The sequence below is a fragment of the Serratia sp. PF-27 genome (assembly GCF_030053255.1).
GTDB lineage: Bacteria > Pseudomonadota > Gammaproteobacteria > Enterobacterales > Enterobacteriaceae > Serratia > Serratia bockelmannii.
The window spans coordinates 25,869-49,526 of sequence record NZ_JASGBT010000002.1; the positions used below are offsets into that span (position 1 = coordinate 25,869).

General features: G+C 60.8%; 21 protein-coding genes. 4 read left to right on the top strand and 17 right to left on the bottom strand.

The genetic code is table 11. From position 1 onward, the window contains the following. Positions 1-18: 18 nt before the first annotated feature. Positions 19-1,062, bottom strand: coding sequence for a GMP reductase (locus tag QMZ29_RS00460; protein ID WP_015376656.1), 1,044 nt, complete (start codon positions 1,060-1,062; stop codon positions 19-21). Positions 1,063-1,424: 362 nt separating this feature from the next. Here QMZ29_RS00460 and coaE point away from each other — a divergent pair, with 362 nt between their 5' ends. The 3 genes from coaE to yacG are packed head-to-tail and all read left to right on the top strand — an operon-like array spanning position 1,425 to position 3,040. Further along, positions 1,425-2,039, top strand: coding sequence for a dephospho-CoA kinase (gene coaE, locus QMZ29_RS00465; RefSeq protein WP_043135914.1), 615 nt, complete (start codon positions 1,425-1,427; stop codon positions 2,037-2,039). 5 nt (positions 2,040-2,044) lie between these two features. Further along, positions 2,045-2,797 (top strand): cell division protein ZapD, encoded by a 753-nt coding sequence (zapD, locus tag QMZ29_RS00470; protein ID WP_025301579.1) that lies wholly within the window; start codon positions 2,045-2,047, stop codon positions 2,795-2,797. Between the two features lie 51 nt (positions 2,798-2,848). Next, positions 2,849-3,040 (top strand): DNA gyrase inhibitor YacG, encoded by a 192-nt coding sequence (gene yacG / locus QMZ29_RS00475; protein WP_025301578.1) that lies wholly within the window; start codon positions 2,849-2,851, stop codon positions 3,038-3,040. Positions 3,041-3,079: 39 nt separating this feature from the next. On the opposite strand, the gene mutT is transcribed toward yacG, so the two are convergent. From mutT to secM, 3 genes are all read right to left on the bottom strand, one after another. Beyond that, positions 3,080-3,484, bottom strand: a complete 405-nt coding sequence (mutT, locus tag QMZ29_RS00480) for an 8-oxo-dGTP diphosphatase MutT (RefSeq protein ID WP_025301577.1) — start codon at positions 3,482-3,484, stop codon at positions 3,080-3,082. Between the two features lie 80 nt (positions 3,485-3,564). Then, on the bottom strand, positions 3,565-6,273 hold the full coding sequence (gene secA, locus QMZ29_RS00485) for a preprotein translocase subunit SecA (RefSeq protein ID WP_025301576.1): 2,709 nt from the start codon (positions 6,271-6,273) through the stop codon (positions 3,565-3,567). A gap of 82 nt (positions 6,274-6,355) precedes the next feature. Continuing rightward, positions 6,356-6,886: a secA translation cis-regulator SecM gene (secM, locus tag QMZ29_RS00490; RefSeq protein WP_033641259.1), complete on the bottom strand. Its 531-nt coding sequence runs from the start codon at positions 6,884-6,886 to the stop codon at positions 6,356-6,358. 26 nt (positions 6,887-6,912) lie between these two features. Between secM and QMZ29_RS00495 the strand changes: the two genes are divergently transcribed. Further along, positions 6,913-7,428, top strand: a complete 516-nt coding sequence (locus QMZ29_RS00495; protein WP_025301574.1) for a DUF721 domain-containing protein — start codon at positions 6,913-6,915, stop codon at positions 7,426-7,428. Between the two features lie 114 nt (positions 7,429-7,542). Here the strand turns inward: QMZ29_RS00495 and lpxC are convergent, their stop codons facing one another. From lpxC to ftsI, 13 genes are all read right to left on the bottom strand, one after another. Next, the gene (gene lpxC / locus QMZ29_RS00500) at positions 7,543-8,460 is read right to left on the bottom strand and encodes a UDP-3-O-acyl-N-acetylglucosamine deacetylase (RefSeq protein ID WP_004932754.1); all 918 of its coding nucleotides are present in this window, start codon (positions 8,458-8,460) and stop codon (positions 7,543-7,545) included. A 103-nt stretch (positions 8,461-8,563) separates the two neighbouring features. Continuing rightward, entirely contained in the window at positions 8,564-9,718 is a 1,155-nt protein-coding gene (ftsZ, locus tag QMZ29_RS00505) for a cell division protein FtsZ (protein WP_004932757.1), read from the bottom strand. Positions 9,719-9,792: 74 nt separating this feature from the next. Beyond that, positions 9,793-11,049 carry a cell division protein FtsA gene (gene ftsA, locus QMZ29_RS00510; protein ID WP_004932758.1) on the bottom strand — a complete coding sequence of 419 codons (1,257 nt, stop codon included), beginning with the start codon at positions 11,047-11,049 and terminating at the stop codon, positions 9,793-9,795. Beyond that, positions 11,046-11,897 (bottom strand): cell division protein FtsQ, encoded by an 852-nt coding sequence (gene ftsQ / locus QMZ29_RS00515; protein WP_004932761.1) that lies wholly within the window; start codon positions 11,895-11,897, stop codon positions 11,046-11,048. The genes ftsA and ftsQ overlap by 4 nt, the downstream gene beginning before the upstream one ends. Position 11,898: 1 nt before the next feature. Further along, entirely contained in the window at positions 11,899-12,819 is a 921-nt protein-coding gene (locus QMZ29_RS00520) for a D-alanine--D-alanine ligase (RefSeq protein WP_127146503.1), read from the bottom strand. Beyond that, positions 12,812-14,287 carry a UDP-N-acetylmuramate--L-alanine ligase gene (gene murC / locus QMZ29_RS00525; RefSeq protein WP_025301571.1) on the bottom strand — a complete coding sequence of 492 codons (1,476 nt, stop codon included), beginning with the start codon at positions 14,285-14,287 and terminating at the stop codon, positions 12,812-12,814. Before murC ends, QMZ29_RS00520 begins: the two co-directional genes overlap by 8 nt. Before the next feature lie 84 nt (positions 14,288-14,371). Continuing rightward, positions 14,372-15,436: an undecaprenyldiphospho-muramoylpentapeptide beta-N-acetylglucosaminyltransferase gene (gene murG, locus QMZ29_RS00530; RefSeq protein ID WP_004932773.1), complete on the bottom strand. Its 1,065-nt coding sequence runs from the start codon at positions 15,434-15,436 to the stop codon at positions 14,372-14,374. 3 nt (positions 15,437-15,439) lie between these two features. Then, positions 15,440-16,642, bottom strand: a complete 1,203-nt coding sequence (ftsW, locus tag QMZ29_RS00535) for a cell division protein FtsW (RefSeq protein WP_025301570.1) — start codon at positions 16,640-16,642, stop codon at positions 15,440-15,442. Then, on the bottom strand, positions 16,639-17,958 hold the full coding sequence (murD, locus tag QMZ29_RS00540; RefSeq protein WP_261427474.1) for a UDP-N-acetylmuramoyl-L-alanine--D-glutamate ligase: 1,320 nt from the start codon (positions 17,956-17,958) through the stop codon (positions 16,639-16,641). Before murD ends, ftsW begins: the two co-directional genes overlap by 4 nt. Before the next feature lie 2 nt (positions 17,959-17,960). Beyond that, positions 17,961-19,043 carry a phospho-N-acetylmuramoyl-pentapeptide-transferase gene (gene mraY / locus QMZ29_RS00545; protein ID WP_004932782.1) on the bottom strand — a complete coding sequence of 361 codons (1,083 nt, stop codon included), beginning with the start codon at positions 19,041-19,043 and terminating at the stop codon, positions 17,961-17,963. Continuing rightward, positions 19,037-20,398 carry a UDP-N-acetylmuramoyl-tripeptide--D-alanyl-D-alanine ligase gene (gene murF, locus QMZ29_RS00550; RefSeq protein WP_261427473.1) on the bottom strand — a complete coding sequence of 454 codons (1,362 nt, stop codon included), beginning with the start codon at positions 20,396-20,398 and terminating at the stop codon, positions 19,037-19,039. The genes mraY and murF overlap by 7 nt, the downstream gene beginning before the upstream one ends. Continuing rightward, positions 20,395-21,882, bottom strand: a complete 1,488-nt coding sequence (gene murE / locus QMZ29_RS00555; protein WP_197811548.1) for a UDP-N-acetylmuramoyl-L-alanyl-D-glutamate--2,6-diaminopimelate ligase — start codon at positions 21,880-21,882, stop codon at positions 20,395-20,397. Before murE ends, murF begins: the two co-directional genes overlap by 4 nt. Continuing rightward, positions 21,869-23,632: a peptidoglycan DD-transpeptidase PBP3 gene (ftsI, locus tag QMZ29_RS00560; protein WP_004932790.1), complete on the bottom strand. Its 1,764-nt coding sequence runs from the start codon at positions 23,630-23,632 to the stop codon at positions 21,869-21,871. The genes murE and ftsI overlap by 14 nt, the downstream gene beginning before the upstream one ends. Between the last annotated feature and the right edge of the window lie 26 nt (positions 23,633-23,658).

Genomic DNA, 23,658 nt, shown 5'->3' on the forward strand with positions numbered 1-23,658 from the left:
CCGAATGCAAGCTGTGGCTTATTTGCTGCCGAAGACGCGGTTTTCCTGCTCTGCCACGCGGATAAAGGTGGTGCGCTTGGTCAGCTCTTTCAAACGCTCGGCGCCGACGTAGGTACAGGCGGAACGCAGGCCGCCGAGGATATCGCGCACGGTGAACTCCACCTCGCCGCGCAGCGGCAGCTTGACGGTTTTGCCTTCGGCCGCGCGATATTCCGCCACGCCGCCGACGTGGCGCTTCATCGCCGACTCGGAGCTCATGCCGTAGAACAGCATGAACTTCTCGCCGTTCTCTTCCACCACGGTGCCTTCGCACTCGTCGTGGCCGGCCAGCATGCCGCCCAGCATCACGAAGTCCGCGCCGCCGCCGAAGGCTTTGGCGACGTCGCCCGGTACCGAGCAGCCGCCGTCGCTGACGATTTGGCCACCCAGCCCATGGGCCGCATCGGCGCATTCGATTACCGCCGACAGCTGCGGGTAGCCCACGCCGGTTTTCACGCGGGTGGTACAAACTGAGCCCGGGCCGATGCCGACCTTAACGATGTCGGCGCCGGAGAGGATCAGCTCTTCCACCATCTCGCCGGTCACTACGTTACCGGCGCAGATCACGTGATTCGGGCAGGCTTCGCGCGCTTTCTGCAGGAAGGCGACGAAGTGTTCAGAGTAGCCGTTGGCCACGTCGATACAGATGAATTTCAGCGCCGGAGACAGGGCCAGGATCTGCTGCATTTTGGCGAAGTCGGCTTCGGAGGTGCCGGTGGACACCATCACGTGGCGCAGCACCGATTCCGGCATGCGCTGCACGAAGTCAGCCCATTGCTCGACGCTGTAATGTTTGTGTACGGCGGTGAGAACGTCGAAAGAAGCCAGGGCCTCGGCCATGCGGAAGGTGCCCACCGTGTCCATGTTGGCGGCGATAATCGGCACGCCGGACCAGCTGCAACCTGAATGCTTGAAGGTAAACTGACGTTCCAGTTCAACCTCGGAACGGCTTTTCAGCGTGGAACGCTTAGGGCGGATCAACACGTCTTTAAAGCCTAACTTCAAATCTTCTTCAATACGCATGACTTATGATTTCCTGGTTAATGGCGACGGATCGCAAGGAGGATATTCGAACCTCTGCCCGACGGCTTTCCCGTGGCGCGGAAAGATGACGGCGAGATTAATGCCAGTTCCAGTGACGTTATAATACGCGCTAATAATCGCCGAACAAGACTGCGAATTCGCCTTTATTTACGCTACAATCCGACAAATTTACCTGCATAATCGCAGTGTGATTGCCCGCTCATTTCTGCCGTGCCGCTGCGCTTTTTCTCGCCGCCCGAACGGGGCCGAGGCGCAAGCGCCGCCTGCCGACTTGCACTTCTGCGCGATCGCTTTATGATTCGTCTATTATTTTTTTATGAACATCGGATGCACCTAACACCATGGCCTACATTGTTGCGTTGACCGGGGGCATAGGCAGCGGCAAAACGACCGTTGCGAACGCCTTTGCGCGCCACGGCGCAGCCATTGTCGATGCCGACGTGATCGCCCGTCAGGTCGTTGAGCCGGGCACCCCTGCTCTGGCCGCGATCGCCGAGCGATTTGGTAATGAAATGTTGCTGCCGGACGGTGCGTTGAACCGCGCTGCGCTACGTCAGCGCATCTTCAGCCACCCCGATGACAAAACCTGGCTGAACCAACTACTGCATCCGCTGATACACCGCGAGACCCAACGCCAACTGGCGCAGGCTGCCAGCCCGTACGCACTGTGGGTGGTGCCGCTGCTGGTGGAAAACCGCCTGCAGGATCGCGCCGATCGGGTGCTCGTGATCGATGTCGACGCTGAGACCCAGTTGGCTCGCACCATCGCGCGCGACGGCGTCAGCCGCGAGCAAGCGCAGAGCATTCTCGCCGCCCAGGCCACGCGCCAGCAGCGCCTCGCCGTGGCGGATGACATTATTGACAACAGCGGCGCCGCTCAGGGGATAGAGCCACAGGTCGCCGCACTGCATCGTCGCTACCTTGAACTGGCGGCAACAGCGCCCCAACAGGATTAAACTGCATGAGTGATGTTTCCCCAACCGTTCTCTTTGAACACCCGCTTAACGAAAAAATGCGCACCTGGCTGCGCATCGAGTTTTTACTGCAACAGCTGCACGGCCAGCGCGCCCTGAGCGAAACCGCCATCGCCCTTACCTTCTTTCGCACCGTCTCCGACCTGCTGGACGTGCTGGAGCGCGGCGAAGTGCGCACCGAACTGCTCAAAGAGCTGGAGCGCCAGCAGCAAAAACTGTTGGCCTGGGCCGATGTGCCGGGCGTGGATATGGCGCTGATCGATCAGCTGCGCGGCCAGTTGAAGTCGCGCTCATCGGCGCTGATGGCGGCGCCGCGCCTCGGTCAGGCGCTGCGTGAAGACCGGCTGATCGGCCTGGTGCGCCAGCGGCTGAACATTCCCGGCGGCTGCTGCAGCTTCGATCTGCCAACCCTGCACATGTGGATGCACGCGCCGCAGCAGGATCGCGACGCCGACGTCGCCGCCTGGCTGCAATCGTTGGATCCGCTGAACCAGGCGCTGATCATGGTGCTGGATCTGATCCGTCAGTCGGGGCCGTTTCGCAATCAAATCAGCCTGAACGGCTTTTTCCAGGACAACGCCGAAGGGGCGGATCTGCTACGCCTGCGCCTCCATCTGGCGCCGCAGCTTTATCCGCAGATTTCTGGCCACAAGACGCGTTATGCCATTCGTTTCCTGCCGCTGGACAGCGAAAATGGCGTGGTGCCTGAACGCCTGACGTTCGAATTGGCCTGTTGTTGAACTCATGAAAGCAAGCCTTCTCAGCACTGACAGAAGGCGTAAGGAACCGTTATGACGACCGTAGTGAAATGCCCAACCTGTGGCACCGGCGTGGTTTGGGGTGAAGTCAGCCCGTTCCGGCCGTTTTGCAGCAAGCGCTGCCAGCTGATTGATCTTGGCGAGTGGGCCGATGAAGAGAAGCGCATTCCGAGCAACAGCGATCTGTCGGAAAGCGAAGACTGGAGCGAACTCGACGATCGCTAGTCGCCGGTTGAAGGCCTGGCGGACGCCAGGCCAATCTTGTTATTGCGCGGCGTTCGCCTGCGCTACCAGCAGTTGAATAATGCCGACGTTGGCTTCCGGGAACTCGTCTTCACGCAGATCGGCCTGTTTTACCCAGCGCATCGGCTGCCCCTCACGGCCAAACGGCTCGCCCGCCCAACGCTCCACCAGATAAAAATTCAGTGTCACGATGCGATCGCTGAAACGATGTTCCACCACCTCCAACAGTTCGGCCCGCTCGGCTTCGATACCGGTCTCTTCACGCAACTCGCGGCTCAGGGCCTGTTCCGGCGTCTCACCCGGTTCGATCTTGCCGCCGGGAAACTCCCAAAATCCGGCCATGTGCGTGTCAGCGGCGCGGCGGGTAATAAAGATCTCCCGTTGAGCATTGCGGATGATGCCCACGGCGATATTCAGATGTTTCATCTCACCCTCCTGATGGGTGCCAAAAAACAGGGGCTCAGCAAGCTGAACCCCTGGGTGTTATCGGTTAACCGCAGCCGGCATTACTGCAGGCGGCCGTGGCACTGCTTGTATTTCTTGCCGGAACCGCATGGGCAAGGATCGTTGCGGCCCACTTTGCGCTCGGCGGTCGCCGGCGCGTTCGGATCTTCGGTCACCAGCGCGTTCTCGTCGTGGTGGCTCAGCTGTTGCTGCTGCGCCAGGCGCTCAGCCTCTTCACGACGCTGCTGTTCCAGCGCTTCCACTTCTTCCGGCATCCGCACCTGTACCTTGCTCAGCACACTGATCACTTCATATTTCAGCGATTCCAGCATGGTGGCGAACATGTTGAAGGATTCGCGCTTGTACTCCTGCTTCGGATCCTTCTGCGCATAGCCGCGCAGGTGGATGCCCTGACGCAGGTAGTCCATCGCCGCCAGGTGCTCTTTCCACAGGGAATCCAGCGTCTGCAGCATCACGCCCTTCTCGAAGTTGCGCATCATTTCGCTGCCGACCACGTCTTCCTTACGCAGGTACTGCTCTTTGGCGTTCTCCAGAATACGTTCGCGCAGCGTCTCTTCGTGCAGCTCCGGCTCTTTGTCCAGCCACTGGGCAATTGGCATCTCCAGATCGAAGTCGTTCTTCAGGCGCTCTTCCAGCCCCTGAATGTCCCACTCTTCTTCCAGCGACTGCGGCGTGATGTAGTTGTCGATGGTGCTCTTGAACACGTCCTCGCGGATGCTGGCGATGGTTTCGCTCACGTCGGACACGTCCAGCAATTCGTTACGCTGGCTGTAGATAGCGCGGCGCTGATCGTTGGCGACATCGTCGTATTCCAGCAGTTGCTTACGGATATCGAAGTTACGGCTCTCCACCTTGCGCTGAGCGTTGGCAATCGCCTTGGTCACCCACGGGTGCTCAATCGCCTCGCCTTCTTTCATACCCAGTTTACGCATCATGCCAGACACGCGATCCGAGGCGAAGATACGCATCAGGGCATCTTCCATCGACAGGTAGAAGCGGGATGAACCGGCGTCGCCCTGACGACCGGAACGGCCGCGCAGCTGGTTATCGATACGGCGCGATTCATGGCGCTCGGTGCCGATGATATGCAGGCCGCCCGCCGCCAGCACCGCATCGTGGCGCACTTTCCAGGCGGCTTTGATGGCTTCAATTTGCTCTTCGGTCGGTTCTTCCAGCAGCGCCACTTCGGCCTGCCAGCTGCCGCCCAGCACGATATCGGTACCACGGCCCGCCATGTTGGTGGCGATGGTCACCGCACCGCTCTGACCCGCCTGGGCGACGATGTCCGCCTCCATGGCGTGGAATTTGGCGTTCAGCACCTTGTGCTCGATACCCGCTTTGGTCAGCTCATGGGAAACCACTTCGGATTTCTCGATTGAGATGGTACCCACCAGCACCGGCTGGCCTTTGGCGGTACGCTCGCGGATGTCTTCGATGATGGCACCGATCTTCTCTTTCTCGGTCATGTACACCAGATCCGGCATATCCTTACGGATCATCGGACGGTTGGTTGGCACCACGATGGTATCCAGCTTGTAGATCGAGCTAAATTCGAAGGCTTCGGTATCGGCGGTACCGGTCATCCCGGCCAGCTTCTCGTACAGACGGAAGTAGTTCTGGAAGGTAATCGAAGCCAGCGTCTGGTTCTCGTTCTGGATCTCCACGCCTTCTTTGGCTTCCACCGCCTGGTGCAAACCGTCGGACCAGCGGCGGCCCTGCATGGTACGGCCGGTGTGCTCATCGACGATGATCACTTCGCCGTCTTTCACGATGTAGTCCACGTCGCGGGTAAACAGCACGTGGGCGCGCAGCGCGGCGGTAACGTGGTGCATCAGCATGATGTTGGTCGGCGAGTACAGCGATTCGCCTTCATCCATGATGCCGGCTTCTACCAGCATCTCTTCGATCAGGATCAGGCCGCGTTCGGTCAGGTGAACCTGACGCGCCTTCTCATCCACCGAGAAGTGCCCTTCACCCTTGAAGGTGTCGGAGTCTTCTTTTTCCTGGCGGATCAGTTTAGGGATCAGCTTGTTAACCTTGATGTACATCTCGGAGCTGTCTTCTGCCGGGCCGGAGATGATCAGCGGCGTACGCGCTTCATCGATCAGGATGGAGTCCACCTCATCCACCAACGCATAGTGCAATTTACGCTGCACGCGCTCTTCCGGGCTGAACGCCATGTTGTCGCGCAGGTAGTCAAAACCGTATTCGTTGTTGGTACCGTAGGTGATGTCGGCAGCGTAAGCTTCACGCTTGGCCGGCGCAGGCATGCCCGGCAGGTTGATGCCGATGCTCAGGCCGAGGAACTCAAACAGCGGACGGTTGTTTTCGGCGTCACGCTGCGCCAGATAGTCGTTGACGGTCACGACGTGCACACCGCGGCCGCTCAGGGCGTTCAGGTAGGCCGGCAGCGTCGCGGTCAGGGTTTTACCTTCACCGGTGCGCATCTCGGCGATGCAGCGATCGTTCAACACCATACCGCCCAGCAGCTGAACGTCGAAGTGACGCATGCCGAACACGCGCTTGCTCGCCTCACGCACTACGGCGAAGGCTTCAGGGATCAGGCTGTCCAGCGACTCGCCTTTCTCCAGGCGCGCGCGGAACTCGTTGGTTTTCGCTTTCAGCTCGTCATCGGACAGTTTTTCCATGTCCGGTTCCATACGGTTGATCTGCTCAACCACTTTGCGCATGCGGCGCAGGGTACGATCGTTACGGCTGCCAAAAACTTTGGTTAATAATTTCACTAACATGATGTTTGATATCTCTGTCATGACGGCCGAGCACGGCAGTCAACTTGCTATTATTTATGGTTTTTGTGCCCGAAGGGCGAAGTCAGACGAGCGCGGCGGGCCCGGCACGAATGCCTTGCACCTGCGCCACCCACAGGCCGGTCTGGTGCCGTGCCAGCGTTGGCAACACCTCAAGGTGGGTGTGACGAATGATGGTCGGCGGCTTCGGCTCGTGCGTCAGCAGCGCGTTGAGAGTAGAAAGCAGCGCCAGTTGCGCCACTTGCAAAGGGGGCTCCGCTTCGGCTTCGCTCTCCTGCACCCGCGCATAAACTGCCTGCGGCGCCAGCGCGAAAGAGAGGTGACGAATGACGGTGCGCAGCGCATGTTGCTGCCAATAATCTACGCTGAAGGTAGGACGGCGGTGCGCGTCCTGGAGCAGAGCCAGGCTATTGAAGGTGCCGTTGGCCGAATTTTGCCGGTTAAGGCTGGACGACGTATTCGGCAGTGCGGCCTGATCGGGGGCGCCGGACAAATTGGAAGACGCGCCAAGCGTGGCCGCAACCATCCCTAACAGGAGATGGGGCCAGAAATAACGTCTGCCAAATTGTCGCCAACGATTTAGAATACCGATCACGAGTTTATAATCCGCCGGAGCCCATTATGCGCGATAGCCGTCCACAATTATTAGATGTCCTGTTCGACGACGCGTCTGCCGGCAGCAAAGGGACGCTGCAAAACGTCCAGCAACGCGCGGTGGCGCTGCTCAAGCTTAACCGTGCAGTGAAGGGCTTGTTGCCCGCTCCCCTGCATCCCTGGTGCCGCGTCGCGAATTTCCGACAGGGTATTTTAGTGCTCGAAACGGCAAATGCCAGTTGGATGATGCGCTTGCGCTACGAACAACCCGCTTTGCTATCTGCACTACGAGCGCAAATTCTACCATCATTGTCGTCGATCGACATCAGGATTAATCCGGCCTTGATGGCGAAAGGCAGCAACCAGGTGCAAAACGCCGAAAAAGCGCCTGAAAAACCCGTGCCAATGCGGCATTTGAGTCTGGAAAGTGCGGAGGAACTGAGAGGATTGGCGAGCCGTAGCCCGGAGAAGCTGCGCAAGATTTTGGAACGGCTGGCTGCATTGGCCGGAGAGGGTACCAACACAACCAGTCGTGATAAGTAATCAGCGACACGAACTGCAAAACACCCGACAGCCGGCATCACACCATCGCGAGCCTGAATTCTCAGGCTCTCAGGGGATGCGCCTGCCGTTATTCGCAGGCGAGGAATTCAGACCTTACGCCAATACGGTAGACGGTGCCTTGAATGCCAATGGCATTTCGGCTTCGTCCTGGAAGGTCACGTATTCCCACGCTTCCTGCTTGGCCAACACGGCCTGCAGCAGTTTGTTGTTCAGCGCGTGGCCAGACTTGAACGCGGTGAACGCGCCAATGATGTTGTGGCCGCACATGAACAGGTCGCCGATGGCGTCCAGCATTTTGTGACGTACGAATTCGTCTTCGAAACGCAGACCGTCTTCGTTCAGCACGCGGTAGTCGTCTACCACGATGGCGCAATCGAAACTGCCGCCCAAGGCCAGGCCACGGGACTGCAGGTATTCGATGTCACGCATAAACCCGAAGGTGCGCGCGCGGCTGATTTGACGCACGAACGACTCAGCCGAGAAATCAAGGCGATAGCGCTGAGAGCTGGCGTCGATAGCCGGGTGGTTGAAATCGATGGTGAAGTCCAAGCGGAACCCGTTATGCGGGGACAGCTCGGCCCATTTATCGCCATCTTCAACACGCACAGTCTCTTTCAGACGCAGGAATTTCTTCGCCGAGTTCAGTTCTTCGATGCCGGCATCCAGCAGCAAGAACACGAACGGACTGGCGCTGCCGTCCATGATTGGGATTTCAGCGGCGTCGACTTCAATGACGATGTTGTCGATGCCCAGCCCAGCCAGCGCGGCGTTGAGGTGCTCAACGGTCGAAATACGCACGTCATGCTCATTCACCAGGCAAGTACAGAGCATGGTATCACGCACGGATTTTGCATCAGCCGGAAAATCAACCGGTGGATTCAAGTCAGTGCGACGATAGATGACCCCGGTATTAGCCGGCGCTGGGCGCATTGTCAGCGTGACTTTCTTGCCGGTATGCAAACCGACGCCAGTCGCCTGAACAATACGTTTTAATGTCCTTTGTTTGATCATCGTTTTATCTCGCAATGTTATCCATCCTACCAGCCAAGCATACAGCATGGCTGGCGGGACAGTTTAGCACAAAGAGCGGAGATTCCAAATTCTCAGGATATTCTTAGTCTGCCTGCTTACGCAGGAAGGCTGGAATATCAAGATAGTCGGGCTCTTTATTCGGCTGCGCAGCTTGGTCGTTGACCACCTTCGCGGCAGGTTTCACTTCCTGCGGCAGAGGCGACATGCCGTGCTGCTGATAACGGTGATCCATCACCGGCTGGCTGGCCTGCTTATTGGTCACCAGGGTGATTTCAGGACGCTTGTCCATACCGATACCGGTTGCAACCACGGTTACGCGCAGTTCGTCGTTCATTTCTGGATCCAGCGAGGTACCGATAACCACGGTAGCGTTGTCGGAAGCGAACGCGCGGATGGTGTTACCCACGGTTTCGAACTCATCCAGACGCAGGTCGAAGCCAGCGGTAATGTTGACCAACACGCCGCGCGCGCCGGACAGGTCGATGTCTTCCAGCAGTGGGCTGGAGATCGCCATTTCGGCCGCTTCTTCGGCGCGGTCTTCACCGCAAGCCACGCCGGAACCCATCATCGCGTAGCCCATTTCGGACATCACGGTGCGCACGTCGGCGAAGTCGACGTTCATCAGGCCCGGACGGGTGATCAGCTCGGCGATACCCTGCACCGCGCCTTTCAGCACGTCGTTGGCCGCGCCGAACGCGTCCAGCAGGGAGATGCCGCGACCCAGAACTTTCAACAGCTTGTCGTTCGGGATGGTGATCAGTGAGTCCACGTGTTTGGACAGTTCAGCGATACCCTGCTCCGCGAATGCCATGCGCTTTTTGCCTTCGAAGTTGAAAGGCTTGGTCACCACGGCCACGGTCAGAATACCCAAATCTTTAGCCACTTCAGCCACCACTGGCGCTGCACCGGTACCGGTACCGCCGCCCATGCCGGCTGCGATGAAGACCATGTCTGCGCCGTCCAGCGCTGCGCGCAGGGCTTCGCGGTCTTCTTCCGCTGAATTGCGACCCACTTCAGGGTTCGCGCCCGCACCCAGACCTTTGGTAATACCGCTACCAATCTGGATGGTTTGGCCAACCGCCGTTTTGCGGAGCGCCTGGGCGTCCGTGTTCACAGCGAAGAATTCAACACCTTCGATGCGCTCGCGCACCATGTGTTCAACGGCGTTGCCACCGCCGCCGCCGACGCCGATGACTTTAATCACCGCGTCATTGGTTAGTTCCATTGGTTCAAACATAGTTTCTCTCCGTTTTGTGCCTGTCGCTGCGAGATCATAAAAAGATTACTCAGCATGATCTCTTTGTTGAAACATTAAAACTCTTTTCTCAGCCAGCTATTGATGCGTTTAAACCAATTGCCCACCGAGGCGCGTTTTTCTACCTCTGTCTCACCGCTCAGGTGAGACTCTTTTCCATAGTGCAGCAGACCTACCGCCGTCGAGTAGTAAGGCTCCTGCGCATAATCCGTCAGACCCGTGATGTTCAAGGGTTGGCCGATGCGTACCTGGGTGTGGAACACCCGTTGCGCACAGGCTGCCAGGCCATCAATCTGGGCGGCGCCACCGGTCAGCACGATACCTGCCGCCAGATGATGCTTCACCCCTTGCTGACGCAGTTGCTCCTGCAATTGCAAAATTTCATCGTTAACCAGATTCAACAGTTCGGTGTAGCGTGGCTCAATGACTTCAGCCAGCGTCTGTCTTTGCAGACTGCGCGGAGGACGTCCCCCGACGCTAGGCACCTCTACATTCTCATCCTTGCTAACAATCGACCCAAGCGCACAACCGTGTCGAACTTTAATCGCTTCCGCGTCGGTCGGCGGCGTGCCGAAGGCGTAAGCGATATCGCTGGTGACCACGTTCCCGGCGTAAGGGATCACTTTGGTGTGGCGCAGCGCACCGCCGGTGTACACCGCCATATCCATGGTGCCGCCGCCGATATCCACCACGCAAACGCCGAGTTCGCGTTCATCTTCGGTCAGCACCGCGTAGCTCGCGGCCAGACCGGCGAAAATAAGTTGGTCAACTTTCAGGCCGCAACGTTCCACGGCCTTGACGATGTTCTTCGCCATATCGTTATGGCAGGTAATCAGATGCACCTTGGCCTGCATGCGCACGCCGGACAGCCCAACCGGGTTTTTGATGCCTTCCTGATAATCGATGGCGTATTCCTGAGGAATCACGTGCAGGATGCGGTGTTCGTCGCGCACGCGCACCGATTTGGCGGTGTGCACCACGTTCTCCACGTCGTCCTGCGTCACTTCCTCTTCCGAGATCGGCACCATGCCGATTTCGTTCTGGCAGCTGATGTGCTTGCCCGACAGCGCCAGGTACACCGACGAGATCTGGCAGTCCGCCATCAGCTCGGCCTGATCGATGGCGCGCTGTACGCACTTCACCACCGACTCCAGGTCGTTTACGCCGCCCTTATCCATGCCGCGAGACGGGCAGCTGCCCACCCCGATAATGTTGACCATGCCATCGGGCAGAACTTCCCCTACCAACGCGGAGACTTTTGCAGTACCGATCTCCAGTCCAACTACCAGTTTTCTGTCCGTCGACTTGATCATTGTTGTTTTGCCTGTGCCTGATTCTGTTGCTGATTACTGTTTTGCTGACCGCCAAGCGCCTGCGGATCGACCAACACCGGAGCCCACCCTACCGAAGCGCCGGACTCGTAGCGCAGATCGACATAGCTGACACGCTTGCTCTCCGCCTGGCCCTGCTGCTGCAATACCGGGTAAAGCTCAATAAACCGCTGCAAACGCCCGTTGCGGTCATCGCGCCCCAGCTCAAGCCGAACATCGTTGTCCAGCGCCAGCTGCCAGGAATGGCGCGCGGTCATCGCCGCCATTTTCAGCGTATACTTGCTGGCCGCCAACGTGGCGCTCATCGCCCGATAGCCCTCCAGCACATCCTGTTCGCTTCCTTCCGGCCCGTAGAGCAGCGGCAACTTCTGCTTGCCCGCCCGCTCCGCCGGCACGCTGAACGCTTTGCCCTCGGCGTCCACCATGTGCAAATCGTTCCAGCGCGCCACCGGGACGTACTCCACCAGATGGATCTTCAGCTCATCCGGCCATTGTTTGCGCACGCTGGCCTGCTTGATCCACGGCAGACGTTCGATCTGCTGCTGGATGACGTCCACATCCTGCGTCATAAAGGTGCCGGGGGCGCCCAGCGCCAGGATCGCCTGACGAATATCATCGTTGGTGGTGTAGTGGCGTTCGCCGGTCACCACCAGCCTTGAGAGCGGCAGGCGACTGGCGTCTTTCATCCAGCCAAGCACCGCCCAACCGCTCCACACGACCGTTCCCAACACCATCAGCAGGAAAATCATTCCCGCCAACTGGGTTCCATTGCTGCGGCGCGGGCCGTTATCCACCTCGCGATCGCGCGCATTTAGGGCAGCTTGCGACATATCAGTCGGCCAACTCCAAAATTCTCGCCACTAGCTGCGAGAAGCTTAATCCAAACTGGCGCGCCGCCATCGGCACCAGGCTATGACTGGTCATGCCCGGAGAGGTGTTCACCTCAAGCAGATAGAAGCTGCCATCGCTGTCTTGCATCACGTCGACGCGGCCCCAGCCGCTGCAGTCCAGACCGCGGTAGGCGCGTAGCGCCAATGCCGCCATCTCGGCTTCCTGCTCGGCGCTCAAACCGCTCGGGCAGAAGTACTGCGTATCGTCCGAAATGTACTTGGCCTGGTAGTCGTAAAACACGCCGGCCGGCTGGATACGGATAGACGGCAGCACCTGGTCGCCCAGCATTGCCACCGTGTATTCCGGGCCGCTCAGCCACTTCTCCACCAGCACATCGTCGTCATGGCGGAAGGCTTCTTCCAGCGCGGCTTCCAACGCAGCGCTCTCGGTGACCTTGCTCATGCCGACGCTGGAGCCTTCACGGCTCGGCTTGACGATCAGCGGCAGGCCGAGATCCGCCACGCGCGCCAGCAGCGCCGCTTTTTCGGCGCCGAGATACAGCTGGCGATTCAGCGCCACGTAAGGCGCCACCGGCAAGCCCATCGACTGCCACACCATCTTGGTGCGCCATTTGTCCATGGTCAGCGCCGAGGCCATCACGCCGCTGCCGGTATAAGGCAGCTCGAGGAACTCCAGCAGCCCCTGCAGGGTGCCGTCCTCGCCGCCGCGGCCGTGCAGCGCGATAAACACTTTGGTGAACCCTTGATCTTTCAGCTGGGTCACCGGGAAATCGCGGGTATCGACGCCGTGCGCATCGATGCCGGCTTCGCGCAACCCGGCCAGCACCGCGGCGCCGGACTGCAGAGAAACGTCACGTTCAGCGGAGGTGCCGCCCAGCAGAACTGCAACTTTATCAGCCATGGTGCTCCTCCTCTTTCTTCGGCGGCTGCAGCTTCAGCTCGGCCAGTTTACGGGCGATTTTGCCCACGTTGCCGGCGCCTTGCACCAGCACCAAGTCTTCATCCTGCAGCAGCTGCGCCAGCGTTTCCGGCACGGTATCGGCATCGGAAACCAGGATCGGATCCAGCTTGCCGCGGCTGCGGATGGTGCGGCACAGCGAGCGGCTGTCCGCGCCCGGGATCGGCGCTTCACCGGCGGCGTACACGTCAAGCATCAGCAGCACATCCACCTGCGACAGCACGTTGGCGAAATCGTCGTACAGATCGCGAGTACGCGTGTAGCGGTGCGGCTGGAAGATCATCACCAGACGCTTGTCCGGCCAGCCGGCGCGCGCCGCTTTCAGCGTGGCGTCCACTTCGGTCGGATGGTGGCCATAATCGTCCACCAGCATCGCGCTGCCCGCTTTGCCGTTGACCGGCTCCAGCGGAAACTCGCCGAGGAAATCGAAGCGGCGCCCAGTGCCCTGGAAGCCCGCCAGCGCGCGCAGGATATCTTCGTCGTCGATGCCTTCTTCGGTCGCTACCGCCACCGCCGCCGCTGCGTTCAACGCATTGTGGCGGCCCGGCGCGTTCAGCGTCACCGTCAGCAACGGTTTGTCCTGACGGCTCAGGGTAAAGTGCCCCTGCGGCCCAATCTGCCGGTAGTCTTCGATGCGCACGTCGGCATCTTCACTGAAGCCGTAGGTGGTGATGTGGCGACCCACGCGCGGCAGCAGCTCACGCACCACCGGATCGTCGATGCACATTACCGCGCGGCCGTAGAACGGCAGGTTGTGCAAGAAATTGATAAACGTCTGCTTCAGGTTCTCGAAGTCGCCCTGGTAGGTGTCCATGTGGTCGGCTTCGATGTTGGTGACCACGGCCACCATCGGCTGCAGATGCAGGAACGACGCATCGCTCTCATCCGCTTCCGCGATCAGATAACGGCTGGACCCCAGTCGTGCGTGGGTCCCCGCCGCCTTCACCAGCCCGCCATTGACGAAGGTCGGGTCCAGGCGGGCTTCGGCGTAAATGCTCGAGACCATCGCCGTGGTGGTGGTTTTGCCGTGCGTGCCGGCGATAGCGATACCGTGGCGAAAACGCATCAGCTCCGCCAGCATTTCAGCGCGGCGGATCACCGGGATGCGCGCTTCACGAGCGGCGACGATCTCCGGGTTGTCGGCGGAGATGGCGGTAGACACCACCACCACGCTCGCATCCAGCACGTTTTCCGGACGGTGATTGAAATAAATCGTCGCCCCGAGCGCGCTTAACTGTTGGGTGACCGGATTCGGCGCCAGGTCGGAGCCGCTGATCTGATACCCTTCGTTTGCCAACACTTCGGCGATACCACCCATGCCGGCACCACCGATGCCGACAAAGTGAATGTGCCGGACGCGACGCATCTCGGGCACGATAGTACGTAGTTTCGCCAGTTGTTGTGTATTCATCACTCTCTCTAATCCGGATCCGGTACCCCGGCCCTACATCACATTGCTTTTATTCAGGTTCGGCGCGCCGAACCCCTGCACTCGTTACTTGGCGAGCCGCACCAGCTCCGCCGCCACGCGCTCGGTGGCATCCGGAATGGCGACCGCACGCGCTTTCTCGGCCATGGCCAGCAGCGTCTTGCGATCCCAACTCGCCAGCAGTTCGGCCACCACATCGGCGTTAAACTGCGGCTGTTCGATAATCTTCGCCGCGCCGGCTTCTTCCAGCGGACGCGCGTTCCAGTACTGCTGACGATCCTTGTGCATAAACGGCACGAAGATCGCCGGCAGCCCTGCCGCCGCGATTTCACTGACGGTCAACGCGCCGGAGCGGCAGACCACCACGTCGGCCCAGGCATAGGCGGCGGCCATGTCGTCGATGAACTCGGTCACTTTGTGCTGCGTCTGCCCTACCCTTTCGTAGTCGCGCAGCACCGTTTCCAGCGCGCCCTTGCCAACCTGATGCCAGAGCGTAATTCTATCGCCCAAACGCGCCGCGACTTCAGGAACTGTCTGATTCAGCACGCGGGCGCCCTGACTTCCGCCAATCACCAACACGCGGATCGGGCCTTCGCGCCCTTGCAACCGCTCTGCCGGCAGTGGCAGCGCCAACACGTCGGTACGCACCGGGTTGCCCACCACCTCGGCGTTCGGGAACGCGCCGGGGAAGGCCTGCATCACTTTGGCGGCGATGCGCGCCAGCCAGCGGTTGGTCAAACCGGCGATGCCGTTCTGCTCGTGCAGCACCACCGGGATGCCGCACTGCCAGGCTGCCAGGCCGCCGGGACCGGAGACGTAACCGCCCATTCCCAGCACCACATCCGGCTGATAGCTGCGCATAATGGCTTTTGCCTGACGCACCGCCTGCCAGATCCGCAGCGGTGCGGTCAATTGAGCCTTCAGGCCCTTGCCGCGCAGGCCGGAGATGCGGATAAAATCGATCTCGATCCCGTGCTTCGGCACCAGATCGGCTTCCATTCGGTCTGCGGTTCCGAGCCAGCGCACCTGCCAGCCCTGCGCCATCAGATGATGCGCGACCGCCAGCCCCGGGAACACGTGCCCGCCGGTACCGCCTGCCATCACCATTAAACGCTTAGGTTTCCCGCTCATCCCTTACCTCTTCACAAACGCCTGAGCCTTGGTCAGGCGCGTTTCATAATCAATTCGCAGCAACAGCACGATCGCCGTCGACATAATCAGCAAGCTCGAACCGCCGTAACTGATCAGCGGCAGCGTCAGACCTTTGGTCGGCAGCATGCCCGCGGCGGCGCCGACGTTAACCAGCGCCTGGAAGCTGAACCACACGCCGATCGCGCAGGCCAGGAAGCCGGAGAAGCGTTGGTCGATCTCCAGCGCGCGGCGCCCGATGGACATCGCGCGAAAAGCGACGAAGAATACCATTAACAGGGCTAAAACCACACCGATATAGCCCAGTTCTTCCCCCAAAATGGAGAAGATGAAGTCGGTGTGTGCCTCTGGCAAATACTCCAGTTTCTGCACCGAGTTGCCGAGCCCCTGCCCCCAGAACTCGCCGCGGCCGAACGCCATCAGCGACTGGGTCAGCTGGTAGCCGCTGCCGAACGGGTCGGCCCACGGGTTCCAGAACGACGTCACGCGGCGCATACGGTACGGTTCCGCGATGATCAGCAGCACCACGGCGAACACGCCGGAGCCGATGATCGCCAGGAACTGCCACATTTTCGCACCGGCCAGGAACAGCATTGCTAGCGTGGTGATGAACAGCACCACCACGGTACCGAGGTCCGGCTGCGCCAGCAGCAGCACCGCCAGCACCACCATCACGCCCATCGGCTTGCAGAAGCCCCAGAAGTTGCTGCGCACCTCTTCCACCTTGCGCACCAGATAGCTCGCCAGGTAGCAGAACAGCGACAGCTTGGACAGCTCCGCGGGCTGAATACGCAACGGGCCGAGTGCGATCCAACGCGAGGCCCCGTTTACCGAGCTCCCCACCACCAGGACGATCAGCAGCATCACGATCGACATCAGCAGCATCACGTTGCTGTAGCGCTGCCAAATTTCCATCGGGATGCGCAGCGTCACCAGCGACAGGCCGAACGCCAGGCCGAGGTACAGCGCGTCACGTTTGGCGAACAGGAACGGATCGTCCGCCAGGCGTTGGCCGATCGGCATCGAGGCCGAGGTCACCATCACGAAGCCGATGATCGCCAAGCCGAAGGTCAACCACAGCAGGGTGCGATCGTACAGCACCATGTTGACCGCGTCGTTGTCGCGCGCGCCGGTCACCCAGTCTTTCAGCCGTTCTGTCAGCCCGAAGTTCGGCAAGCGTAGTTTCATCCGCCAAGCTCCTGCGCCAGGCGGGCGAACTCATCGCCGCGCACTTCAAAATTACGGAACTGATCGAGGCTGGCGCAGGCCGGCGACAACAGCACCATATCGCCGGGCATTACGCGGCCGGCGATGGTGCGCATCGCCTGCTCCATGGTCTCGGTCAACGTCGCCACTTCCGGCCGCAGCTGTGCCAGCTGAGCGCCGTCACGGCCAAAACAATACAGACGCACGTTGTCGCCCTGCAGATAGCGCGCCAGCGGCGAGAAATCGGCGGACTTGCCGTCGCCGCCCAGCAGCAGATGCAGCGTGCCGTCCACCTGCAGGCCGTTCAGCGCCGCTTCGGTGCTGCCGACGTTGGTGGCTTTGGAATCGTTGATCCAACGCACGCCGTTGTGCTCCCAGGCCAGCTGGAAGCGGTGTGCCAGGCCGGTGAAGGTGGTCAGCGCCTTCAGGCTGGACGCACGCGGGATATTGACCGCATCCGCCAACGCCAGCGCCGCCAGGGCGTTGGTGTAATTGTGGCGGCCGGTCAGCTTCATTTCGCGCGTATTCAGCACCTTCTCACCGCGCACCCGCAGCCAGGTTTCCCCCTGCTGGCGGTTCAAGTGATAGTCGCCTACGTCCGCGCCGAAGCTGACACAGCGTTCGTCGGCGCCGCGCACCGGCATGGTCAGCGCGTCGTCCGCGTTCACCACGCACACCGCGGCGTTTTCATACACGCGCAGCTTGGCACCGCGATACTGCTGCAGACCGAACGGATAGCGATCCATATGATCTTCGGTCACGTTCAGGATGGTCGCCGCCGCCGCCCGCAGGCTATACGTCGTTTCCAGCTGGAAGCTGGACAGCTCCAGCACGTAAAGCTGACATTCCTGACGCAACAGGCTCAGCGCCGGCAGGCCGATATTGCCGCCCACGCCCACCGCCCAACCGGCGGCTTTCGCCATCTCACCCACCAGGGTGGTGACGGTGCTCTTGCCGTTGGAGCCGGTAATCGCCACGATCGGCGCCTGCGCCTCGCGGCAGAACAGTTCGACGTCGCCGACGATTTCGACGCCGGCGTCAGCCGCGGCGCTCAATGCCGGGGTCGCCAGCGCGACGCCCGGGCTGGCGACGATCAGATCCGCCGCCAGCAGCCAGTCTTGATTCAGATCGCCCAGATGGCGCTCCAAACTTTCAGGCAGTTTGTCCAACCCTGGCGGCGCGATACGGGTATCCATCACGCGCGGCGTCACGCCGCGCGCCATGAAGAAATCGACACAGGACAGGCCGGTGAGGCCCAACCCGATGATGACGACTTTTCTACCCTGATAGTCTGCCATGATTAACGCACCTTCAGCGTTGCCAGGCCAATCAGCACTAGCATCAGCGAAATGATCCAGAAGCGCACGATCACGCGCGGTTCCGGCCAGCCTTTCAATTCATAGTGGTGGTGAATCGGCGCCATGCGGAAAATGCGTTGTCCGCGCAGCTTGAACGACCCCACCTGCAGGATCACCGACAGCGTCTCTACCACGAACACGCCGCCCATGATCACCAGCAAGAACTCCTGGCGCAGCAGCACCGCAATGGTGCCCAGCGCGCCGCCTAGCGCCAGCGAACCGACGTCGCCCATAAACACCTGAGCCGGGTAGGTGTTGAACCACAGGAACCCGAGGCCGGCACCGACGATGGCGGTACACACGATCACCAACTCACCGGCATGACGCAGATACGGAATGTGCAGGTAGTTGGCGAAGTTCATATTACCGGTCGCCCAGGCCACCAGCGCGAAGCCGGCCGCCACGAATACCGTCGGCATGATCGCCAGGCCGTCCAGGCCGTCGGTCAGGTTGACCGCGTTGCTGGTGCCGACGATGACGAAATAGGCCAACAGGATGTACAGCAGGCCCAGCTGCGGCATCACGTCCTTAAAGAACGGCACAACCAGCTCGGTGGCTGGCGTGTCTTTTCCTACGGCGTACATGGCGAATGCGACAATCAGCGCAATCACCGACTGCCAGAAATACTTCCAGCGGGCGATCAGCCCTTTGGTGTCCTTACGCACCACCTTGCGGTAGTCGTCGACGAAACCGACGATGCCGTAACCCACCAGCACAAACAGCACGCACCAGACATACGGGTTGGACGGGTAGGCCCACATCAGCACCGAAATGGTGATGGAGGTCAGGATCATGATGCCGCCCATGGTCGGCGTGCCGCGCTTGCTGAAGTGCGACTCGGGGCCGTCGTTGCGCACCACCTGACCGAAGGACATTTCTTGCAGACGCTTGATCACCCGCGGGCCCATCCACAGCGACAGGAACAGCGCGGTCAGCAGGCTGACAATGGCTCGGAACGTCAGATAAGAAAAGACGTTGAAGCCTGAGTAATACTTGACCAAATGTTCGGCCAGCCAAACTAACATGGTGCTTTCTCCTGTAACGCGCGTACTACCTGCTCCATTGCGGCACTACGTGAACCTTTGATTAACACGGTGATGACCGCATGTTCCGACAGTAATTCCGCCACGCGCGCGATCACTGCTGTCTTGTCCTGATAATGTTCGCCGTTGCCGGAGGCTTCGCTCAGCACGCGGCTCAACCCGCCGACGCTGATCACTTTATCGACCCCGGCCAGGCGGGCGGCTTCACCCACCTGACGGTGGCACTCTTCCGCTTCTGCGCCCAGCTCGGCCATATCGCCGACCACCATCACGCGGTAGCCCGGCATTTCCGCCAGCACCTGCGCCGCCGCGGTCATCGACCCGACGTTGGCGTTATAGCTGTCGTCCAGCAGCAGCTTGCCTTCGGCCAGCGCCACCGGGAACAAGCGCCCCGGCACCGCCTGCAATTGTTTCAACCCCTGACGCACCGCTTCGAGCGTCGCGCCCACCGACATCGCCAGCGCCGTGGCCGCCAGCGCGTTGGCCACGTTGTGGCGCCCCGGCAGCGGCAGTGCGATCTCGGCGGTGCCGAACGGGCTGTGCAGCGTGAACTGCGTACCTGCGCCATTCACCCGCACGTTGTCCGCGAAGAAGTCCATACCTTCGGCGGCCTGCGGCGAGAAGCGCCAGACGGTTTTGCCGACCAGCATGCTCTGCCAGTGCGGCCAATCGTTGTTATCGGCGTTGATGATCGCCGCGCCGTCGGCCGGCAGGCCGGTAAAGATTTCACCTTTCGCCTGAGCGACGCCGGCCAGCGAGCCGAAGCCTTCCAGGTGCGCCGCCGCCAGGTTATTCACCAAAGCGGTCTGCGGACGCGTCAATGCGGTGGTGTAAGCGATTTCGCCAATGTGGTTAGCGCCCAGCTCTATCACGGCAAAATCATGCTGCGGCTCCAGACGCAACAGCGTCAGCGGCACGCCGATGTCGTTATTGAAGTTACCGGCGGTATACAGCACTTCGCCGCATTCACGCAGAATGGCGGCGGTCATTTCTTTCACCGATGTCTTGCCCGAGGAGCCGGTCAGCGCCACCACGCGCGCCGGCACCTGCTGACGCACCCAGGCGCCAAGCTGCCCCAGCGCCAAACGGGTGTCTTCCACCACCAGCTGCGGCACGTCCACCAATAAGCGCTTACTGACCAGCAATGCCCCGGCGCCTGCGGCTACGGCATCCGCCGCGAAGTCGTGAGCGTCGAAACGCTCACCTTTCAGCGCCACAAACAGGCAACCGGCGGTCACCTTGCGGGTGTCTGTCGTCACCTCGACAATTTGGCAATCGGCGCCGATCGGTTCAGCGCTCAATACCTCAGCCAGTGTCTGAAGAGAGACAGGGATCATGCCAGCACCCCCAGCAGTCGGGCGACCGTCGTGCGGTCGGAGTAATCCAGGCGGCGGTTGCCCACCAGCTGATAATCTTCATGGCCCTTGCCCGCCACCAACACCACATCCTGCGCCTGCGCTTGCATGATGGCGCTGGTTACCGCTTCGGCGCGGCCGTGGATCACCAGCGCCTGCCCGGCGTCCAGCAATCCGGTCAGGATGTCGTTGATAATTGCGCGCGGCTCTTCGGTACGCGGGTTGTCATCGGTGATCACCACGCGATCGGCGAACTGCTCGGCAATACCGCCCATCAGCGGACGCTTGCCCTTGTCGCGATCGCCGCCGCAGCCGAAGACGCACCACAGCTGCCCCTGGCAGTGCAGGCGCGCGGCTTCCAGCGCTTTCTCCAGCGCATCCGGCGTGTGGGCGTAATCCACCACCACCGTCGGTTTGGCCGGCGCGTTAAACACTTCCATGCGGCCGCAGACCGGCTGCAGACGGCTGCCGGTTTCCACCAGCGCCTCCAGCGGATAGCCCAGCGACAGCAGCGTGGCCAAGGCCAACAGCAGGTTGCTGACGTTGAAAGCGCCCATCAGGCGGCTTTCGATCTCGCCGTCGCCCCAGCTGGAGCTGAAACGAACGGTGGCGCCGTTGTCGTGATAATCGACCGCCGTGGTTTTCAGCCAGCGGCCGTGGCCGCCCGGCTGCAGGTTGCCCTGCATCGTCACCGCTACCGCATCCGGCAGCTTGCCGAGCCAGCGCTGACCGACTTCATCGTCGGCGTTGATGATCGCCTGCCCCACGCTGTGGGCGGCGAACAGCGACCATTTGGCCGCCTCGTAATTGGCCATGTCACCGTGGTAATCCAGGTGATCGCGGCTCAGGTTGGTAAAGACCGCCGCGGCGAACGGCAGCGCCGCCACCCGGTGTTGCACCAGACCGTGGGAAGAAACTTCCATGGCGGCGAAGGTCGCGCCCTGTTCCGCCAACTCGTTTAATACGTGTTGAACATCCACCGCAGAACCGGTGGTATTCTCGGTCGGACACACCTGGCCCAGCAGGCCGTTGCCGACGGTGCCCATCACCGCGCTGGTTTCGCCCAGCAGTTGGCTCCACTGCGCCAACAGCTGCGTAGTGGTGGTTTTGCCGTTGGTGCCGGTCACGCCGACCAGGCGCAGACGCTCGCCCGGCTGGTGGTAAAAACGCCCGGCCAGCGCGGAAAGGCGCTGGTTCAGTTGGCTCAGGTAGATCACCGGCACGCCGTGCATCTCAACGATGGCGCCGTCTTCGGCCTGACCGTCAGCTTCGGCGATCACGGCGGCGACGCCCTGCGCGATGGCCTGCGGAATATAGCGGCGTCCATCCGTTTGATGGCCGACAACGGCGACAAACAGATCCCCGGCAGCCGCCACACGGCTGTCTAATGTCATTTCCCGCAGCGCGCGCCCGGGTGCCGTCGGCACCCACGGGGCGAGTAAGTCGCGCAAATTACGATCTGCCACCTGAACCCTCTTTCTTGTTAATCACTAATTCGCTTTTGTCACCGGTAGGCAACGCGTCAGGCTCGACGTTCATGGTGCGTAATACGCCGCCCATGATGGCGCCGAACACCGGCGCGGAGATTGCGCCACCATAGTATTTCCCACCCTGTGGGTCGTTGATGACGACCACCAGGGCAAAACGGGGGTTACTTGCCGGCGCGACGCCGGCGGTATAAGCGATATATCGGTTGACGTATTTGCCGTCCGGGCCCACTTTTTTCGCGGTACCGGTTTTGATGGCGATACGGTACCCCTTGATGGCGGCTTTCACGCCGCCGCCGCCCGGCAAGGCCACGCTTTCCATCATGTGCACCACGGTGCGCACCAGAGGTTCAGGGAAAACGCGTTCGCCGGCGACCGGAGGGTCAACCTTGGTGATCGACAATGGGCGATACACGCCCAGGCTGCCGATCGTTGCATAGACTCGCGCCAACTGTAACGGAGTTACCATCAGCCCGTAGCCGAAAGAGAAGGTGGCCCTCTCTATGTCAGACCACCGTTGTTTTTTTGGGTATATGCCACTGCTTTCTCCGACCAGCCCCAAATTGGTCGCTTTTCCCAGCCCAAAACGAGAGTAAGTATCTACTAACGCTGAGGACGGCATCGCTAACGCCAGCTTTGAAACACCGACGTTACTCGACTTCTGCAAGATCCCGGTCAATGACAGCTCCGAGTACCGCGCCACGTCTTTGATCTCGTGGCCCTGGATGCGGTACGGGATGGTGTTCAGCACGCTGTTTTCTCTCACCACGCCGTTTTGCAGCGCGGTCATCACCACCATTGGCTTCACGGTTGAACCGGGTTCAAAAATATCGGTGATGGCGCGGTTACGCATGGTTTCTTTCGGCGTACCGGCCATGTTGTTCGGGTTGTAAGACGGGCTGTTGGCCATCGCCAGCACTTCGCCGGTGTTCACATCGATCAGCACCGCAGTGCCCGATTCGGCCTTGTTGAACGCCACCGCATTGTTCAGCTCGCGATACACCAGCGCCTGCAGGCGCTCATCGACGCTCAGCACCAGGTTGTGCGCCGCCTGGCTGTCGACGGAGGAGATGTCTTCGATCACCCGGCCGAAACGATCCTTACGCACCGTTCTCTCGCCCGGTTGCCCGGTCAGCCAGCGGTCGAAGCTCTTCTCTACGCCTTCGATACCTTGCCCGTCGATGTTGGTCACGCCGATGATGTGCGACGTCACCTGCCCCGCCGGGTAGTACCGGCGCGACTCCTGCCGCAGGTAGATCCCCGGCAGCTTGAGTTTGTGGATGTAGTCGCCGATCGCCGGGTTAACCTGGCGCGCCAGATAAACGAAGCGCCCTTTCGGGTTGGCGTTGATGCGGTTGGAGAGTTGGTCCAGCGGGATGTTCAGCGCATCGGAAAGCGCTTTCCAGCGGCTGTCCAGCGTGATGCCGCCGCGCTCGTTCAGCTCTTTCGGATCGGCCCACACCGCATTCACCGGCACGCTGACCGCCAACGGACGGCCGGCGCGATCGCTGATCATGCCGCGCGCGGTCGGCACTTCCTGCACGCGCAGCGAACGCATGTCACCTTCTTTCACCAGACGATCGGGGTTGATGACCTGCAGGTACGCGACGCGCAACATCAGGCCAACCATCGCCAGCAAAATGCAGCCGCACAGCAACGCAAAACGCCAGCTGACAAAGCTGGCCTGATCTTCCTGGCGTCTCAACTTACCGGGGCGCGCTGCTTTCATGCGTTTCCTTTCTACTCCGTGTCATT

Excerpts from the sequence above, each read along its gene's own strand:
- QMZ29_RS00460 (WP_015376656.1), bottom strand. The coding sequence starts at position 1,062 with ATGCGTATTGAAGAAGATTTGAAGTTAGGCTTTAAAGACGTGTTGATC.
- coaE (WP_043135914.1), top strand. The coding sequence starts at position 1,425 with ATGGCCTACATTGTTGCGTTGACCGGGGGCATAGGCAGCGGCAAAACG.
- zapD (WP_025301579.1), top strand. The coding sequence starts at position 2,045 with ATGAGTGATGTTTCCCCAACCGTTCTCTTTGAACACCCGCTTAACGAA.
- yacG (WP_025301578.1), top strand. The coding sequence starts at position 2,849 with ATGACGACCGTAGTGAAATGCCCAACCTGTGGCACCGGCGTGGTTTGG.
- mutT (WP_025301577.1), bottom strand. The coding sequence starts at position 3,484 with ATGAAACATCTGAATATCGCCGTGGGCATCATCCGCAATGCTCAACGG.
- secA (WP_025301576.1), bottom strand. The coding sequence starts at position 6,273 with ATGTTAGTGAAATTATTAACCAAAGTTTTTGGCAGCCGTAACGATCGT.
- QMZ29_RS00495 (WP_025301574.1), top strand. The coding sequence starts at position 6,913 with ATGCGCGATAGCCGTCCACAATTATTAGATGTCCTGTTCGACGACGCG.
- lpxC (WP_004932754.1), bottom strand. The coding sequence starts at position 8,460 with ATGATCAAACAAAGGACATTAAAACGTATTGTTCAGGCGACTGGCGTC.
- ftsZ (WP_004932757.1), bottom strand. The coding sequence starts at position 9,718 with ATGTTTGAACCAATGGAACTAACCAATGACGCGGTGATTAAAGTCATC.
- ftsA (WP_004932758.1), bottom strand. The coding sequence starts at position 11,049 with ATGATCAAGTCGACGGACAGAAAACTGGTAGTTGGACTGGAGATCGGT.
- ftsQ (WP_004932761.1), bottom strand. The coding sequence starts at position 11,897 with ATGTCGCAAGCTGCCCTAAATGCGCGCGATCGCGAGGTGGATAACGGC.
- QMZ29_RS00520 (WP_127146503.1), bottom strand. The coding sequence starts at position 12,819 with ATGGCTGATAAAGTTGCAGTTCTGCTGGGCGGCACCTCCGCTGAACGT.
- murC (WP_025301571.1), bottom strand. The coding sequence starts at position 14,287 with ATGAATACACAACAACTGGCGAAACTACGTACTATCGTGCCCGAGATG.
- murG (WP_004932773.1), bottom strand. The coding sequence starts at position 15,436 with ATGAGCGGGAAACCTAAGCGTTTAATGGTGATGGCAGGCGGTACCGGC.
- ftsW (WP_025301570.1), bottom strand. The coding sequence starts at position 16,642 with ATGAAACTACGCTTGCCGAACTTCGGGCTGACAGAACGGCTGAAAGAC.
- murD (WP_261427474.1), bottom strand. The coding sequence starts at position 17,958 with ATGGCAGACTATCAGGGTAGAAAAGTCGTCATCATCGGGTTGGGCCTC.
- mraY (WP_004932782.1), bottom strand. The coding sequence starts at position 19,043 with ATGTTAGTTTGGCTGGCCGAACATTTGGTCAAGTATTACTCAGGCTTC.
- murF (WP_261427473.1), bottom strand. The coding sequence starts at position 20,398 with ATGATCCCTGTCTCTCTTCAGACACTGGCTGAGGTATTGAGCGCTGAA.
- ftsI (WP_004932790.1), bottom strand. The coding sequence starts at position 23,632 with ATGAAAGCAGCGCGCCCCGGTAAGTTGAGACGCCAGGAAGATCAGGCC.